The 15264-nt window shown below is 64.6% G+C and carries 12 protein-coding genes and 2 pseudogenes; 8 read left to right on the top strand and 6 right to left on the bottom strand.

The window, feature by feature from the left end:
• Positions 1 to 33 precede the first annotated feature (33 nt).
• Positions 34 to 1443, top strand: a complete 1410-nt coding sequence (gene glnA, locus AUC68_RS10585) for a type I glutamate--ammonia ligase (RefSeq protein WP_069437605.1) — start codon at positions 34 to 36, stop codon at positions 1441 to 1443.
• 189 nt (positions 1444 to 1632) lie between these two features.
• Here the strand turns inward: glnA and AUC68_RS10580 are convergent, their stop codons facing one another.
• Both AUC68_RS10580 and AUC68_RS10575 read right to left on the bottom strand, forming a co-directional pair.
• Positions 1633 to 1908: a hypothetical protein gene (locus AUC68_RS10580; protein WP_069437604.1), complete on the bottom strand. Its 276-nt coding sequence runs from the start codon at positions 1906 to 1908 to the stop codon at positions 1633 to 1635.
• A 119-nt stretch (positions 1909 to 2027) separates the two neighbouring features.
• Positions 2028 to 2582, bottom strand: a complete 555-nt coding sequence (locus AUC68_RS10575) for a thioredoxin family protein (protein WP_069437603.1) — start codon at positions 2580 to 2582, stop codon at positions 2028 to 2030.
• 134 nt (positions 2583 to 2716) lie between these two features.
• Here AUC68_RS10575 and phnD point away from each other — a divergent pair, with 134 nt between their 5' ends.
• The 6 genes and pseudogenes from phnD to parE all read left to right on the top strand — a co-directional run bounded on the left by phnD (position 2717) and on the right by parE (position 10716).
• Complete coding sequence (gene phnD / locus AUC68_RS10570; RefSeq protein WP_069437602.1) at positions 2717 to 3667, top strand: phosphate/phosphite/phosphonate ABC transporter substrate-binding protein; 951 nt, start codon at positions 2717 to 2719, stop codon at positions 3665 to 3667.
• A 101-nt stretch (positions 3668 to 3768) separates the two neighbouring features.
• Positions 3769 to 4599 (top strand): phosphonate ABC transporter ATP-binding protein, encoded by an 831-nt coding sequence (gene phnC, locus AUC68_RS10565; protein ID WP_069437601.1) that lies wholly within the window; start codon positions 3769 to 3771, stop codon positions 4597 to 4599.
• Positions 4596 to 5398: pseudogene (gene phnE / locus AUC68_RS10560) on the top strand (phosphonate ABC transporter, permease protein PhnE). The gene phnC and the pseudogene phnE (AUC68_RS10560) overlap by 4 nt, the downstream one beginning before the upstream one ends.
• Complete coding sequence (gene phnE / locus AUC68_RS10555; RefSeq protein ID WP_083240635.1) at positions 5398 to 6279, top strand: phosphonate ABC transporter, permease protein PhnE; 882 nt, start codon at positions 5398 to 5400, stop codon at positions 6277 to 6279. The pseudogene phnE (AUC68_RS10560) and the gene phnE (AUC68_RS10555) overlap by 1 nt, the downstream one beginning before the upstream one ends.
• Before the next feature lie 6 nt (positions 6280 to 6285).
• On the top strand, positions 6286 to 8457 hold the full coding sequence (locus tag AUC68_RS10550; RefSeq protein WP_069437600.1) for a PhoX family protein: 2172 nt from the start codon (positions 6286 to 6288) through the stop codon (positions 8455 to 8457).
• Between the two features lie 243 nt (positions 8458 to 8700).
• Positions 8701 to 10716 (top strand): DNA topoisomerase IV subunit B, encoded by a 2016-nt coding sequence (gene parE, locus AUC68_RS10545; RefSeq protein ID WP_141701211.1) that lies wholly within the window; start codon positions 8701 to 8703, stop codon positions 10714 to 10716.
• Positions 10717 to 10763: 47 nt separating this feature from the next.
• Here the strand turns inward: parE and AUC68_RS10540 are convergent, their stop codons facing one another.
• Positions 10764 to 11237 carry a methyltransferase family protein gene (locus AUC68_RS10540; protein WP_069437599.1) on the bottom strand — a complete coding sequence of 158 codons (474 nt, stop codon included), beginning with the start codon at positions 11235 to 11237 and terminating at the stop codon, positions 10764 to 10766.
• Between the two features lie 244 nt (positions 11238 to 11481).
• Here AUC68_RS10540 and AUC68_RS10535 point away from each other — a divergent pair.
• Positions 11482 to 13022, top strand: a pseudogene (locus tag AUC68_RS10535) (DEAD/DEAH box helicase).
• Positions 13023 to 13041: 19 nt separating this feature from the next.
• On the opposite strand, the gene AUC68_RS10530 reads toward AUC68_RS10535, so the two are convergent.
• The 3 genes from AUC68_RS10530 to AUC68_RS10520 form a co-directional block, all read right to left on the bottom strand.
• Positions 13042 to 13434 (bottom strand): HesB/IscA family protein, encoded by a 393-nt coding sequence (locus AUC68_RS10530; RefSeq protein ID WP_069437598.1) that lies wholly within the window; start codon positions 13432 to 13434, stop codon positions 13042 to 13044.
• Between the two features lie 39 nt (positions 13435 to 13473).
• Positions 13474 to 13917 carry an SUF system Fe-S cluster assembly protein gene (locus AUC68_RS10525; protein ID WP_083240686.1) on the bottom strand — a complete coding sequence of 148 codons (444 nt, stop codon included), beginning with the start codon at positions 13915 to 13917 and terminating at the stop codon, positions 13474 to 13476.
• A 96-nt stretch (positions 13918 to 14013) separates the two neighbouring features.
• Positions 14014 to 15264: a cysteine desulfurase gene (locus AUC68_RS10520; RefSeq protein WP_069437796.1), complete on the bottom strand. Its 1251-nt coding sequence runs from the start codon at positions 15262 to 15264 to the stop codon at positions 14014 to 14016.

The following is a 15264-nucleotide window of genomic DNA, read 5'->3' as shown; positions in this document are numbered from 1 at the left end:
CGGCGAGGGAACAATGTGTACAGGGGAGAGAAAATGGCAGACGCAAGTAGCACCGCCAAAAAGATCAAGGACGAGGAAATCAAGTTCGTCGACCTGCGATTCACCGATCCCAGGGGAAAGATGCAGCACGTGACGATGGACGCGAGCCTCATGGACGAGGAAGCGTTCTCCGAAGGTGTCATGTTCGATGGGTCTTCCATTGCAGGCTGGAAGGCCATCAACGAGTCGGACATGAAGCTGATGCCCGACTGCAACTCGGCGGTCATCGACCCGTTCTTCGCGCAGAGCACGCTCGCCGTCTTCTGCGACGTGCTCGAGCCGCTGACGAACGAGCCCTATGAGCGCGATCCGCGCGGCATTGCCGGCAAGGCCCAGGCCTATATGCAGCAGACCGGCGTCGGCGACACGGCCGTGTTCGGCCCCGAGGCCGAGTTCTTCGTGTTCGACGACGTGCGCTTCACGGCCGAGCCTTACAATTGCGGTTTCCGTGTCGACTCGACGGAGCTGCCGACCAATACGGGCACGGAGTACGAGATGGGCAATCTGGGCCATCGTCCGCGCACGAAGGGTGGTTACTTCCCGGTGCCCCCGGTCGACTCCGCGCAGGATCTGCGGTCGGAGATGCTGTCGGTCATGGCCGAAATGGGCGTCTCTACCGAGAAGCACCACCACGAGGTGGGCGCGGCCCAGCATGAGCTCGGCATCAAGTTCGGTCCGATCATCCAGACCGGCGATGCGATGCAGATCTACAAATACGTGATCCACAACGTAGCGCATGTCTACGGCAAGTCCGCCACGTTCATGCCGAAGCCGGTCTTCGGCGACAACGGCTCGGGCATGCACGTGCACCAGTCGATCTGGAAAGACGGCGCCCCGACCTTCGCCGGCGACAAATACGCCGACCTGTCCGACACGGCACTCCACTACATCGCGGGCATCCTGAAGCACGCCAAGGCGCTCAACGCCTATACCAACCCGAGCACCAACTCCTACAAGCGGCTGGTCCCGGGCTACGAAGCGCCGGTTCTGCTGGCCTACTCCTCGCGCAACCGCTCTGCTTCGTGCCGTATTCCGCTCGGCACGGGTCCGAAGTCCAAGCGCGTCGAGGTTCGCTTCCCCGATCCGACGGCCAATCCGTATCTGCCTTTCTCGGCCATGCTGATGGCCGGCCTGGACGGCATCGAGAACAAGCTCGATCCGGGTTCGGCGATCGACAAGAACCTGTACGACCTGCCGCCCGAGGAGCTCGAAAAGGTTCCGACGGTCAGCGGTTCGCTGCGCGAAGCCTGCGAGTCCCTGGACGCGGACCGCGCCTTCCTCAAAAAGGGCAACGTGTTCACGGACGACGCGATCGACGCTTATCTCGAGTTGAAGATGGAAGAGGTGGAGCGCTTCGAGATGATGCCCCACCCGGTCGAATACGACATGTACTACAGCGTCTAGCCGGCTCCCGGCTTTTGCGCTTTCAAGAACGAACCGGGGGCGGCCGCGAAACGCGGTCGCCCCCTTCTCTCGCCCGGCCTCTTGCGAACCGCTGGCCGTTTTCTCCGCGTACCCCCGTCGGACACGGAAACCAATCGGTTCGTACCAGGCTCCCCCAAACTGAACCCAACTCTTGGCAGGCTTCTGCGGCTACGTGAAAGCGTAGGCCGCGTAGACCAGAATTCCGGCGCCGGCGAACAGCCATGTCTTGCTGGCGCCGGACAACGTGCCCATCATCGACGGCAGGCTCAAGGCGGACCCGCGGCGGAACGACAGAAGCATCGCGACCGCGAGCATCGCCAGAACCCAGACGGGAATATCGGCGCTCAGACCGCCGCCCCCCGCATCGACGAGCATCATGTTCGAATTGTTCGAGCCGAGATTGACGGCGCCGTAGACCGTTGCGGCGGCCGCTGCTCCCGTCATTGCGTATCGCGTCAACATCGTGCCCGAAATCCTCTCGAATTCGAGACGAATTTTAGGGACCCGCGAGTAAAGAAACGGGAAAGCGATACGCTTAAGCCGGAGTTAATCGCGCGGCGCCGTCAGGCGGCCTTCCACTTGATCGAGCAGCCGATGGACGGCGTCTGCTCGCGCGGGCCCTGGCCCGTTTCCGCGATCTGTTTCATCGCCTCGAACAGGTCGCGTTTGACGTGGGGCCCGGCGGGATCGCGGCCGCTTGCATCCATCCGCCCGCGGTATTGCAGCTCCAGATCGGCATTGAACCCGAAGAAGTCCGGCGTGCAGGCCGCATCGTAGGCCCGCGCCACGTCCTGGCTCTCGTCGTGAAGATAGGGGAAGGTGAAGCCGTGCCGCGCGGCAAAGAGCTTCATGTTCTCGAAGGAGTCGTCGGGATGGGTCGTCGCATCGTTCGAACAAATCGCGACGGTGTTCACCCCAAGTGCGGCAAGCTCTTTCGCGTCCCGGACGATGCGGTCGATCACGGCGATGACGTACGGGCAATGGTTGCAGATGAACGCCACGAGCGTCCCGTTCGGCCCCTTCAGGGCATCCAGCGTGTAGGTCTCGCCATCGACCCCGATCAACGAGAATCCGGGGGCCTTCCAACCAAAATCACAAACGGGCGGGCGTTCGGCCAAGGTACACTCCTCTTCGCAAATCTGTCACGGCGCCCCACTAGCTTCGGCACTGGCGCATGTCCAACGGTCGACTGTCGCTCGAGCCGCGCCTAGCGGCGCTATTTTCCGGCCAAGAGAACCAAAGGACTGGTACGATGATAGGGCAAATTCTGGTTTCGCTGATCCTGACGGCAGCCCTCACTCTGCCTGCGAGCGCCGGCTTCCAGCTCGATGGCCGCTACCAGGACGCTGACGGCGACCTGATCGCCGACATCCCCACCGACCCCGCAGACCAGGTCGACCCCGTCACGCTGATCTTCGCCTATACGCCCGTCGAAGACCCGGCCGTGTATGTGGATGTCTGGAAGGAGTTTCTCGATCATCTGTCCGAGGCCACGGGCAAATCGGTGCAGTTCTTTCCGGTCCAGTCCAACGCGGCGCAGATCGAGGCCATGCGCGCCGGGCGGCTGCATGTGGCCGGGGTCAATACCGGCTCCAACCCGCTGGCGGTCGCCTGTGCCGGTTTCCGCCCCTTCACCATGATGGCGAGCGACGACGGCAGCTACGGCTACGAGATGGAGATCATCACCTATCCGGGTTCCGGCATCGAAAAGCCCGAAGACCTGAAAGGCCGCGTGCTTGCCTTCACCGCGGAAACGTCCAACTCCGGCTTCAAGGCGCCGTCCGCGCTCCTCAAGTCCGAGTTCGGTCTTGAGCGCGACACGGACTTCACGCCCCGCTTCTCCGGCGCGCACGACAACTCGATCCTGGGCGTGGCCAACAAGGACTATGACGCGGCGGCGATCGCCAATTCGGTCAAGGCGCGGATGATCGACCGGGGTCTCGTCACCGAAGACCAGCTCAAGACCATCTACACCTCGCAGACCTTCCCGACCACGGGCTTCGGCATGGCCTACAATCTGAAGCCCGAACTGCAGGACAAGATCAGGGAAGCCTTCTTTAGCTTCGATTGGAAGGGCACGAAGCTGCTGGAAGAATTCTCGAAATCCGGCGACACCTCGTTCATTCCGATCACGTTCAAGGACGATTGGGCGGTCATCCGCCAGATCGACGAAGCCAACGGCGTCCAATATTCCTGCAACTGAATTGGCCGCCTCGGCCGGGCCAGGGCATGGCTTTCGCGCCCTGTCCCTTTCTCATACGATGCCCGCGACCCACGCCCCGCCAGGACCGGCCCGGACAGGACATGCTGCGCGTTTCCTCACTCACAAAGCGGTACAAGACCGGCGACGAAGCGCTGCGCGGCGTCTCGTTCGAGGTGCCGGCGGGCCAGGTCGTTGCCCTCATCGGACCGTCCGGCGCAGGCAAGTCCACGCTCATCCGTTGCATCAACCGCCTCGTCAATCCCACGAGCGGCGGCATCGACCTGAACGGCATCGAGATCACGCATCTTGGCGGCCGGGGCCTCCGGCGCGCCCGGCGTCATATGGGCATGATCTTCCAGGAATACGCGCTGGTGGAGCGTCTGACCGTGATGGAGAACGTGCTGTCGGGGCGCCTGGGCTACGTGCCGTTCTGGCGGTCGTTCCTGCGGCGGTTCCCGCAAGAGGACGTGGACAAGGCCTTCGCCCTTCTGGAGCGCGTCGGGCTCTCCGAGCAGGTGGACAAGCGCGCGAGCGCGCTCTCCGGCGGCCAGCGCCAACGGGTGGGCATCGCCCGGGCGCTCGAGCAGGACCCGAAGCTGCTCCTGGTCGACGAACCGACCGCCTCGCTCGACCCGAAGACCGCGCGCCAGATCATGCGGCTCATCTGCGAAGTGTGCCGCGAACGCAATCTCCCGGCGATCATCAGCCTGCATGACGTCCCGCTCGCCAAGATGTTCGCGGACCGCATCGTCGGCTTGCGCGCGGGCGCGATCGTGTTCGACGGGGCACCGGCCGAGCTGGACACGGCCATGCTGACGGAGATCTACGGCGCCGAGGACTGGACGCAGATCCATCCCGACCGCGAGGCGGAGGCGGAGCCCGCGCCGGACGATCGACATGCGCGCGAGGAACGCATGGCCGGGCTCACATGAGACCGCACGCCGCCCCGGCCGGCTGGACCCGTCCGCCGCTTATTGGCAATCCCTGGCTGCGATGGGGCCTGTACCTCGGCCTGCTGGCCTATCTCATCGCCGCGCTCTCGACGCTCGACATCAATTGGCAGCGCGTCCTGGTGGGGCTTGGCAATGGCTGGCGCGTCCTCGAGGCTTCTTCACGCCCGACTTCACGACGCGCTCACGCGACATCTGGCAAGGCATGGAGGAGAGCCTGACCATGACGGTGACGTCCACCGTGGCCGGCTGCCTCATCTCGATCCCCATCGGGCTTGGCGCCGCCCGCAATATCGCGCCGCTGCCGGTCTATGCGGTGTGCCGTGCCGTCATCGCCGTCAGCCGCGCCTTCCAGGAAATCATCATCGCCATCCTGTTCGTGGCCATGTTCGGTTTCGGACCGTTTGCCGGCTTCCTCACCCTGTCCTTCGCCACGATCGGCTTCATGGCGAAGCTCCTGGCCGAGGACATCGAGGACATCGAGGAAGCCCAGGCCGAGGCGATCCGCGCGACCGGCGCGAGCTGGTGGCAGGTCATCAATTACGGCATTCAGCCTCAGGTCATGCCGCGCCTGATCGGACTGTCGCTCTACCGGCTCGACATCAATTTCCGCGAAAGCGCCGTGATCGGCATTGTCGGCGCGGGCGGCATCGGCGCGACCCTCAACACGGCCATGCAGCGTTACGACTACGATACCGCCGGCGCGATCCTCATCATGATCATCGCCGTGGTGCTCGTCGCCGAATACGCCTCCAGCCATTTGCGCAAATGGGTGCAGTGATGCCGGTCCTTGCCCACGACAGCCGTCTCCTCTGGCAGCGCCGCACCCCTCTCGCCCAATGGGCCGTCTGGTTCGGTTGGCTCGCGCTCGCCGTGCTGTTCGTCCTCAGCTGGCAGGTCATGAACAAGAACACGATCTGGCTGTTCGTGGAGGATGCGCCGCGGCAGGCGGCAGACCTTCTGTCGCGCGCCTGGCCGCCGCGCTGGTCCTATCTCGACCGGCTTTGGGCCCCGCTGTGGGATACGATCAACATCGCGACGCTCGGGACCGGGCTCGGGATCGTGCTGGCGACGCCGGTCGCGTTTCTCGCCGCCCGCAACACGACGCCGAGCGCGGCGCTGGTCCGCCCGCTGGCGCTGCTGCTGATCGTCGCGTCGCGTTCGATCAATTCGCTCATCTGGGCGCTGCTGCTGGTGGCGATCATCGGGCCGGGCCTGCTCGCCGGGATCGTCGCCATCGCCCTGCGCTCCATCGGCTTCATCGGCAAGCTGCTCTACGAGGCCATCGAGGAGATCGACGAGACGGAGGTCGAGGCGGTGCGCGCCACGGGCGCGTCGCGCTGGCAGATCATGGACTACGCGGTATGGCCCCAGATCGCCCCCGCCTTCGCCGGGATTTCGGTGTTCCGCTGGGACATCAACATCCGCGAGTCCACCATCCTCGGTCTCGTCGGCGCGGGCGGTATCGGGCTCCAGCTCCAGTCGTCGCTCGCGCGTCTCGCCTGGGCCGAGGTCACCGTCATCTTCATCGTCATCCTCGCCACGGTCGTCGTGTCCGAATGGGTCTCGGCGAAGGTGCGCGCGCGATCATCTGAGCGCGGGGTGCTGCAGAATTGTCATAAGACACGGTCATGCTGTGGCCGAAACTTACCTCCGAGATGACCGCCGATGTCTGACCCTCGCGTCAAACCTTGTCTTGATCCCGCCCGTGCCGCCGGCGACGAGCCCGACAGCCCCTCGGGCGGCGAAACCATCGGCGACGTGATCGCCCGGCGCTACAACCGGCGCGACATCGTCAAAGGCGCGCTGGGCGTCAGCGCCGTTGCCGCCTTGTTCGGTACCACGGCGCTCGCCGGATGCGGCGCGGACGAGGCCGTCGAGACCGATCCCAAGACGTTCACCCCCAACGGCTTCGCCTTCAAAGAGGTGAAGGCGGGCGTCGACGGCACGCACCACGTGGCCGACGGCTACGAGGCGCAATGCCTGCTGCGATGGGGCGACCCGATCGTCGGCGGCGCGCCGGACTTCGATCCCTACCGGCAGACCGCCGGCGCGCAGAACCGCCAGTTCGGCTACAACAACGACTACGTCGCCTATTTCCCCATGGACGACAGCGGCGCCTTCATCGAGGGCGCGCGGGCCAGGGACGGCAACGAACGCGGTCTGCTCTGCGTCAATCACGAATACGCTCTCGCCCCGATGATGTTCCCCGGCGTCGAACAGCCCGGCGGCGATGTGGACTTCGCCTCGATCAAGGACTGGATGGTCGATGTGGAGATGGCCGCGGTCGGCGTCACCATCGTCGAGATCGAAAGGGATGGCGATGCGTGGCGGGTCGTCACCGACAGCCCCTACAACCGCCGTATCACCGCGAACACGCCGATGACCGTAGACGGTCCCGTGACGGACGAAGACGCCGGCGGCGGTCTCGAACGCCTGAAAACGACCTACGACGAAACCGGCAAGGACCTTCGCGGCACGTTCGCGAACTGCGCCGGCGGCAGGACCCCGTGGGGCACCTATCTCACGGCGGAAGAAAACTTTCAGTATGCGTTCTATACGGACGAAACCGATTGGGAGGGCATGCCCGCCCTCGGCGAGCAACACCACGCCAACCGGGACCGCTTCAGAGCCTATGGCATCCCCACGAAGGGCTATGTCTGGGGGCGCGACTACGCGCGCTTTAACCTGGACAAGCAACCGAACGAACCCAACCGTTTCGGTTGGATCGTCGAAATCGATCCCTTCGATCCGAAGTCCAAACCCGTCAAGCACACGGCCCTTGGCCGCTTCCTCCACGAGGGTGCGGAAACCGTTCTCAGCGACGACAACCGGGTCGTGGTCTTCAGCGGTGACGATTCCAAGTTCGAACATGTCTATCGCTTCGTCAGCGACGGCACCTACAAGCCGGGCGACAAGCAGGCGAACATGACGCTGCTCTCGAAGGGCACGCTGTCCGCCGCGAAGTTCAACGACGACGGCACCGGCGCGTGGATTGCCCTCAAATGCGGCGAAGGCAAGCTTGCCGCGGACGAGGACTTCGCGCGCCAGGCCGACGTGGTGATCGACGCGCGGCTCGCCGCCAAGGACGCCGGTGCCACGAAGATGGACCGGCCCGAGGACGTGCAGCCCAACACCAAGACGAAGCGCGTCTACGTCATGCTGACGAACAACACGAGCCGCACCCCCGATCATCCGAAGGTCGCAGCCAACCCGAGGGCGAACAACCGGTACGGCCACATCATCGAGATCGTCCCCGACGGTCTCGATTTCGGCGCCGACACGTTTCAATGGAAGATCCTGGTCCTTTGCGGCGATCCGAACAGGCCCTCGCTCGAGACCAATTGGAACCCGGCGACCTCCGAGGACGGCTGGTTCGTCACCCCCGACAACGCCGCGGTGGACAATCAGGGGCGGCTCTGGGTCGCCACGGACCAGGGCGCCAACTGGCCGAGCACCATGCGCGCCGACGGCCTCTACGCGCTGGAAACGGACAGCGAAGGCGGCCCCACGCCGCATCTGTTCTTCCGCGTGCCGGTCGGCGCGGAACTCTGCGGGCCGTGCTTCACGCCCAACGGAGAGACTCTGTTCGTCGCCGTGCAGCACCCGGGCACGGACGGCGTGAAGAACTTTCACGAGAGCGATGAGAGCGACGAGTCTTCCGGCGGCCATAGGTCTTCCCGCACGGATGCGTCCCAAGAGGGCAAGCCCTTCGACGCCAGCGCGCCCGTCAGTTTCGAGAATCCGGCCACCCGCTGGCCCGATTTCAAGGCCGGCATGCCGCCCCGCCCCTCCGTGGTGGCGATCACCAGGAAAGGCGGGGGCAAGATCGGCGGCTGAGGCTTCCGGGGTCCTGCGGCAATCCCTGCCGGCGGGGGACCTCCCCCTTGAAACCGTGCCCCTTGAAAACCGTGCCCCTTGAAAAAGCCCCACCTCCGTGCGAGCAAGAATCGCGCCTCAAACGCCACTGATTCTTTGTTTTTCGAGGGCCCGGCGCCCTTAGTCCGGCGCCGTTAGCCCGGCGCCTTGGCCTGGAGGACTCCACCGATCGCACCCAGACGAAAATCCGCTGCCGCGAACGATTTGTTCGATGCTCCGCCGCCTAGCCCCGCGCGCGCCAAAGCGCCGCCGAAGCAGAGCGCGAAGAGCAGCGGTGCAGAGGCCGGTTACACCGCCGCTCATATCGAGGTCCTCGAAGGATTGGAGCCCGTCCGGAAGCGGCCGGGCATGTATGTGGGCGGCACCGACGAAAAGGCGCTGCATCACCTCTTCGCCGAAGTGCTGGACAATGCGATGGACGAGGCCGTGGCGGGCCATGCGAGCTGGATCGAGGTCTCGCTCGACAGAGACGGCACTCTCACCGTCAACGACAACGGCCGGGGCATCCCGGTCGATCCGCATCCCAAGTTCAAGAACAAGTCTGCGCTCGAAGTCATCATGACGACGCTGCACGCGGGCGGGAAGTTCGACTCCAAGGTCTACGCCACGAGCGGCGGACTTCACGGCGTCGGCGTGTCGGTCGCCAACGCCCTGTCGGAGACTCTCGAAGTAGAAGTGGCGCGGGGGCAGACCCTCTACCGGCAGAGCTATACGCGCGGCATTCCCGACGGACCCTTGCAGAATCTCGGGCCCGTCAAGAACCGGCGCGGCACGAAGGTGCGCTTTCGCCCGGACCCCGAGATTTTCGGCAAGGGGGCCGCGTTCAAGCCGGCGCGGCTGTTCCGCATGTCGCGCTCCAAGGCCTACCTGTTCCGGGGCGTCGCAATCCGCTGGTCGTGCGACAAATCGCTGATTACCGCGGGCAGCGACGTGCCGGAGAAGGCCGAGCTGCATTTCCCCGGCGGTCTCAAGGATTTCCTCGCGGACAGCATCAACGGCCAGACCACCGTCACCAACGACATCTTCGCCGGACGCGTGGAAAGGTCCGAAGGGCATGGCTCGGTGGAATGGGCCATCGCCTGGGTCGCGAGCGCCGACGGCTTCATGAGCTCGTACTGCAACACGGTCCCGACCCCGGACGGCGGCACCCACGAGGCGGGCTTGCGCGCCGCGCTCACCAAGGGCCTGCGCGCCTATGGCGAACTCACCGGCGTCAAGCGCGTGTCCCAGGTCACGGGCGACGACGTGCTCGGAACAACGGCGTCCATGCTCTCGGTCTTCATCCGCGAGCCCGAGTTCCAGGGCCAAACCAAGGACCGCCTGGCCACCCAGGAGGCCGCCAGGATCGTCGAGAACGCCGTGCGCGATGCCTTCGACCACTGGCTCACGGGGCACCCGAACCAGGCCGGAAAGCTCCTCGACTGGGTGGTGGACCGGTCGGAGGAACGCCTTCGCCGCCGCAAAGAGAAGGAAGTCAGCCGGCAGACCGCCACGCGGCGCCTGCGGCTTCCCGGCAAGTTGGCCGATTGCTCCGCGACCGGATCGAAAGGCACGGAGATCTTCATCGTCGAGGGCGACTCGGCCGGCGGATCGGCCAAGCAGGCCCGCAACCGGGCCACGCAGGCGGTGCTGCCCTTGCGCGGCAAGATCCTCAATGTCGCCAGCGCCAGCTCTTCGAAACTCGCCGACAACCAGCTCCTCAGCGACCTGATCCAGGCGCTCGGCTGCGGAACCAGGACCCGCTACAGCGAGGACGATCTCCGCTATGAGAAGGTCGTGGTCATGACCGATGCGGATGTGGACGGCGCCCACATCGCCGCGCTGCTGATCACCTTCTTCTATCAGGAGATGAAAGGCCTGATCGAAAACGGGCACCTCTACCTCGCCGTGCCGCCGCTCTACCGGCTGAGCCAGGGCGCCAAGACCGCCTATGCGCGCGACGAGGCCCATAAGGACGCGCTGATGAAGGAGGTCTTCAAGGCCGCGGCAAGATCGGATGTGAGTCGTTTCAAGGGCTTGGGCGAGATGCTTCCCAAGCAGCTCAAGGAGACGACTATGGACCCGGCGTCGCGCACCCTGCTGCGCGTGGAACTCGACGAGGAGGACCGCCCCGGCACGACCAAGGCGGTCGATCAGCTCATGGGCAACAAGCCCGAAGCCCGCTTCAAGTTCATTCAGGAACGGGCCGCCTTTGCCGAAGCCGAAGACTTGGACATCTAGGGGCTCGGCAAAGGGGCTCACGCTACCTGGGCCCCGGCCCCCTCGTCTCAAAGCCAGCGCGGCACCCGTTCCATATAGCGGCGATAGGCATCGCCGAATTTCCAGGTGAGGTAGTCCTCTTCCCGCTTCACCACGCCCCGGTGCAGGATGATCACCGCCGGGATGAGCAGAAGCAGCATCCACACGCTGGTCAGGACCAGGCACAGACCGAAATAGATCAGGATCAAGCCGATATAGATAGGGTTTCGCGTCACCCGGTACAGGCCCTCCTGGACGAGAACGGTCGAAGGCTCGCCGGGTATGACACTGGTCCCGGCCTTGTGAAAGCGTCTGGCGGGAAGGATGGCGAGCGCGAAGCCGGCGAGCATGAAGACCAGCCCCGTGGTCAGCCCCAAGGCGTTCGGGGAGGCAGGGCCCGGGCCGATGGGAAACCAATAGGTCAGCACATAGCCGAGTAGAAGCGCGGCGAGAAACAGGATCGGCGGCTTGATGGCAACGTCGGCGTAGTCTTTTGTCCTCATGTTATTCTCAGCCTTTTCGAAGCCGCCTGGCGCGCTCAAGCCTCCTTAACGCTTGGAGCGCTGCGAACTTTTGCCTCTTGCGCGTATCGGCAATGCCGCCTATGTCATTCTCAAACTATCCACGGTCATGTGACCGTAATGATCGGGTGCTGTGTTGAAAGCACCCGGCGAATCGTAACAGCTAATCTTTGTAGCGATAGAACAAGACGCAAGGCCAGCGCTAGCGTCGCATTTTTGCTAACCCATGAGCTTTTCAAATCTTGGCTTAAGTCCAAAAGTCGAATCCGCGGTCGAAGCGGCCGGGTTCGATACCCCAACGCTATCCAGGCCCAGGCCATACCGGTGGCCGTCTCAGGCCGCGATGTCCTGGGGATTGCGCAGACAGGCACCGGCAAGACGGCCTCGTTCGTGCTTCCCATGCTGACACGCCTCGAACGCGGACGGGCCCGGGCCCGCATGCCGCGAACCCTGATCCTGGAGCCGACGCGCGAACTCGCCGCGCAGGTGGCCGAGGCCTTCGAACTTCTGGGCAAGAACCACAAACTCACCGTCGCACTGCTGATCGGCGGCGTCTCCTACGACGAGCAGAACAAGAAGCTGGATCGTGGCGCCGATGTGGTGATCGCCACCCCAGGCCGCCTCCTGGATCACCTCGAACGCGGCAAGCTCCTTTTGAACAGCATCGAGATCCTCGTCGTCGACGAGGCCGACCGAATGCTCGATATGGGGTTCATCCCGGATATCGAGCGCATCTGCAAAGTCCTTCCCTTCACGCGGCAGACGCTCTTCTTCTCCGCGACCATGCCCCCCGAAATTCAACGTCTCGCCGATAATTTCCTGCATACGCCGCAGCGCATCGAAGTCGCCCGGCCCGCCTCGGCGGCATCCACCATTACGCAGCGTCTGAAGAGGACGGGCGACCAACCGGCGGAGAAACGCGCCGCGTTGCGCAGCCTGATCCAGGAGCATGACGTCAAGAACGCCATCATCTTCTGCAATCGCAAGAAGGACGTGGGCGTCGTCTTCCGCTCGCTGCAGCGCCACGGCTTCAATGTCGGCGCCCTGCATGGCGACATGGACCAGCGGCAGCGCACGGCCACGCTCGAGGCGTTCCGTAACGGCGAGATCGCGCTGCTTGCGGCCAGCGACGTCGCCGCGCGCGGGCTCGATATTCCCGCCGTGAGCCACGTGTTCAATTACGACGTGCCGGTGCATCCGGAGGACTACGTGCACCGGATCGGCCGCACGGGCCGTGCGGGCCGCGAGGGCTACGCCGCGATGCTGGTCACGCCCAAGGATCACAAGGCCCTGAAGGCCATCGAATCCTTGCTGCGCGAGGAAATCGAATGGGTCGATGGCGCGCCCGACCCGCAAGACATCGAAGAGGCCCGCAGCGCCGCCCGCGAAAATGGGCGTGGACGCCGCCGTGGCGGCCGCTCCCGGCGCGGTGGATCGAAACAGGCCGATGGCGAGTCCGAAGCGCCCGCCGAGCGCCGCACCGGGCGCTCTCACGCCGACGATGCTACGGACGGCAGCGCCGATAGCGACAAGCGGTCGCGCCCTGCCCGCAAATCCGCGGGCGCCGATGCGCGCTCCGAAGCCAAGCCCGCCGCCAAGGCGAAGCCCGCTCCCGAGGAAAAGTCGGCTCACAAGGACAAGCCGGCGCCGAAAGGCAAGACGGGACAAACGGGCAAGTCCCGATCCGGTCAGCCCCGCGAGAAGCAGCCCGTCGGCATGGGCGACCACGTTCCGGCCTTCATGATGCGGCCGGTGCGGGCAGGCTGAATTTTCTCGATTTCCGCGTTTAGTCCGCGAGGTTGACCGGCGCCGGGTCCGGTTGACCGGCGGGCTTCAGCATGACGGACTCGCCGCAGCCGCAGGCGCTGGTCTGGTTCGGGTTGTTGAACACGAAACCCGACCGCATCTGGCCGACCTCGTAATCCATCTCCGTTCCCAGCAGAAACATGATGGCCGAAGGGTCGATCAAGAGGGTCACGCCCTTGTCTTCGACAACCTCGTCATGCGGGCCGCGCTCGGCCGCGTATTCCATCGTGTATTCCATGCCCGCGCAGCCGCCGTTCTTGACGCCGATGCGTACGGCTTCCATTTCCGGTCCCGTCGCGGCCGCCAGTTCGCGCAGACGCACGGCGGCGGCTTCGGTGAGGCTCATGGCTTTGGGGCGGGGACGGTTGCTCATGGTCGAAAAATGGGACGGATTGCCCAGCGTTTCAAGGGCTTAGAACATGTTCAGGGCAAGCCGCGCTTCGTCGGACATGCGCGACATGTCCCAAGGCGGATCGAAGACAAGCTTCACGTCGACCTGGCCGACACCCGGAACGGAGGCCATGGCGTTCTGGACCCAGCCGGGCATTTCGCCTGCGACCGGGCATCCAGGCGCCGTCAGGGTCATTTCAACCGCGATATTCCGGTCGTCGTCCACATCGATCTTGTAGATCAGGCCGAGCTCGTAGATATCGACCGGGATCTCGGGGTCGAAAACCGTCTTCAGCGCGCCGACGAGATCGCCGTGCAACCGCTCGAGTTCGTCGGGCGGAATGCTGGACGGGGCGTCCTCGTCGAAGGGCGAGGGGTCGGGCAATGCGCCCGGTTCCCCGGATTCAGGCGCCTCGGCCGCGGACTGAATGTGCCCCGGGATAGACTGAGGCAGGCCCGGCGACATGTCGTCCCGGAGACCCCCGTCCTCGCTTCTTTGATTCTTTTCAACCATCTGAGCAGTCCTCTTTAGGACTCAACCTAATCCTCGGCGACCGGGTTCCTAAGCGAACAGGGATCGCACCTTATGCAAAGCGTCCACCAACCGGTCCACGTCTTCTTCCGTATTATACATGGCGAAAGACGCGCGGCATGTCGAGGTGACACCAAAGCGCGCCAGGAGCGGCTCACAGCAATGTGTGCCGGCCCGGACCGCCACGCCAAAGCGATCCAGGACGGTGCTGACATCATGGGGGTGGGCGCCCTCGACTTCAAACGACACGATGCCGCCCTTCCCTTCCGCACGGCCGTAGATCTTCAGCCAGTCCAGCGCGGCCAGGCGCTCCATGGCGTAGGCGAGGACCTTATGTTCGTGCGCGGCGATGACCTCCCGGCCGATCGCCTCCACATAGTCGATGGCCGCGCCGAGCCCGATCGCCTGGACGATCGCGGGCGTGCCGGCCTCGAAACGGTGGGGCGGCGTCGCGTAGGTCACCGTGTCCGTGGTGACATAGCCGATCATCTCGCCACCACCCTGATAAGGCCGCATGGCCTCGAGCAGCGCCTTCTTTCCATAGAGAACGCCAATGCCCGTGGGCCCGTAAAGCTTATGTCCCGTGAAGGTGTAGAAATCGCAATCGAGGTCCCGCACATCGACGGGGAGATGGACCGCCCCTTGCGCCCCATCCACCAGCACGGGAACGCCGTGAGCGCGCGCAACCCGGACGACCTCCTTGATGGGCACGATCGTGCCGAGCACGTTCGACATCTGGGTCACCGCGATCATCTTCGTGCGCGGCGAAATCAGCTTCTCGAACTCGTCGAGCAGAAAGGTCCCGTCATCGGCGACCGGCGCCCATTTCAGAACCGCGCCCTGACGCTCGCGCAGGAAATGCCACGGCACGATGTTGGAGTGATGCTCCATGATCGTGATGAGGATCTCATCGCCCGCCCCGATGCGCGGCGCGCCAAAGGACGAAGCGACGAGATTGATGGCCTCGGTGGCGTTCCGGGTGAAGATGATCTCCCTCGTCATGGGCCGCGTCAGAAAGGCCCGCACCTTGCCGCGCGCCGTCTCGAAATTCTCGGTCGCCAGGTTCGACAGATGGTGTAGGCCGCGATGAACGTTGGCGTATTCCGCCGAATACGTGCGGGTGATCGCCTCGATGACCTGACGCGGCTTCTGGGCCGAGGCGCCGTTGTCGAGATAGGTGAGACGCTTGCCGTGCACCGTCTCCGACAGGATCGGGAAGTCGGCGCGGATGCGCTCCACATCGAACGATGCCGCCGGGGATGCCGTTGAGGACGGGGACAT

The organism is Methyloceanibacter methanicus (genome assembly GCF_001723285.1).
In the GTDB taxonomy this organism is placed as follows: Bacteria; Pseudomonadota; Alphaproteobacteria; order Rhizobiales; family Methyloligellaceae; genus Methyloceanibacter; species Methyloceanibacter methanicus.
The sequence above is the reverse complement of the archived record's forward strand: the minus strand, read 5'-3'. Positions and strand labels throughout refer to the sequence as shown.